This window comes from Nostoc cycadae WK-1, assembly GCF_002897135.1.
Classification (GTDB): domain Bacteria; phylum Cyanobacteriota; class Cyanobacteriia; order Cyanobacteriales; family Nostocaceae; genus Nostoc_B.
In genome coordinates this window covers 1-1,902 of sequence record NZ_DF978472.1, presented here as the reverse complement: position 1 = coordinate 1,902, position 1,902 = coordinate 1, and the positions used below count along the sequence as shown (strand labels likewise).

Below are 1,902 nucleotides of genomic sequence, written 5' to 3'. Positions count from 1 at the left end.
GCTAAAGTGTTTAAATCAAAAGCATTACCAATACAAGCAGCTAACTGCAAAACATTTTGCGTTGCTTCAGGTAACTTCTGCAACTGTTTGGCGACAAATTTCACGACATCATCAGTAAGAGATAAAGACTGAATTTGGGTAATATCACATTCCCAATAACCTTGCTGATGATTAAATGTAATTTCCCCATCTTCATATAACGCCTTGAGAAACTGGGTAATAAAAAACGGATTACCTTGAGTTTTACGCTCAATTAATTTTGTCAGAGGTTGCGCTCGCTCGGTTTTACAACGTAAAGTATCAGCTACTAACTGATTGGTATCCTGCTCCATCAGGGGTGCTAGAGTAATAGTATTAATCGTCGTCCCAACTTTCTTCATCTCCTCCACCATCAACATTAACGGATGTGAGGGCGACACTTCATTATTCCGATAAGCACCCAACAACAACAGATAGTTTTTCTCCTCCATCAACAGTTTAATTAACCCAAAAGAAGCCAAATCTGCCCACTGTAAATCATCCAAAAATATCACCAGTGGATGTTCCACTGTCGTCAACACCGCAATAAACTTTTGAAACAGCAAATTAAACCGATTTTGTGCCGCAGTTCCCGATAGTGACGGTGCTGGGGGTTGTTTACCAATCACTCGTTCTAGTTCGGGAATTACCTCAATCAAAACTTGTCCATTTTCTCCTACCACTTCTAAAATTTGACTGCGCCACTGTACCAATTTTGCATCCGATTCTGATAACAATTGCCCCATTAAATCTCGCAAAGCCTGGACAAAGGCACTGAAGGGAATATTGCGATTGAATTGGTCAAATTTACCTTTGATAAAATAGCCTTGTTGTCGGGTAATTGGTTTGTGGACTTCATTAATGACAGCGGTTTTCCCAATCCCGGAAAATCCCGCTACTAACATCATTTCTGATGTGCCATTGACGACGCGCTCAAAGGCTTGTAATAAGCGATTAACTTCGGTTTCTCTACCATATAGTTTTTCGGGAATTAAGAAGCGATCGCAAACATCCCGTTCAGCGATGAGAAAATCTGTAATTACTCCTGTATCTTGGAGTTGCGCTAAACAAAGTTCTAAATCATGCTTTAATCCCAAAGCACTTTGATATCTATCCTCGGCATTTTTCGCCATTAATTTCAACACAATATCTGAAAGCACTTGGGGAATTTCTTTCCTGTTCCCGATTACTGTTGGCATTTTCGCTAAATGACAATGCACCAACTCCATTGGGTCAGTGCTATTAAATGGTAATTCTCCGGTTAACAATTCATAGAATGTCACTCCCAAAGAATAATAATCACTCCGGTAGTCAATGGCGCGGTTCATTCTCCCGGTTTGTTCTGGGGAGATATAAGCTAAAGTTCCTTCCAAAACATTGGGATTTTTGATTTCTTGGGTTTCTTTTGGTAGTAATGAAGCGATGCTAAAATCAATTATTTGGATTTGTTTTGTTTGGGGATGAATTAAGATATTTGCGGGTTTAATATCTTTATGAATCACTCGATTTTGATGTAATTCATGGAGACTGGTGGTTAGTTGAAGGGCAATACTCAAAAATTCTGTCAGGGAGAGGGGATGAGTTTGCATATATTCGCGTAATGCGATTCCTCCTGTATCTGCCATCACCAGAATATAACTGTTGCTATATGTTTCTAATGATAATGGCTGAATAATGCCGACAATGTTGAGATTTTTGCTAATGGTGTATTGATTGCGGAGTTGCAGTAGTTCTTGAAAGGTAGGGTATTCTGAGGTTAATAGCTTGATGACGACTGGAAGTTGATCTGATTCGCGGATAGCCCGATATACTTGGGTTCTGGAGCCTGCGTACAGCTGCGAGCTTATTTTATATCCGGGAATGATGGGGGTAGTGTTTACTGTC

The 1,902-nt window shown here is 40.0% G+C and carries 1 protein-coding gene; it reads right to left on the bottom strand.

Features of this window, described 5'->3' with window-relative positions; translation table 11 throughout:
* The coding region (locus NCWK1_RS28885; RefSeq protein ID WP_245895022.1) for an ATP-binding protein at positions 1 to 1,883 on the bottom strand (1,883 nt) is incomplete at its 3' end.
* Positions 1,884 to 1,902: the final 19 nt, after the last annotated feature.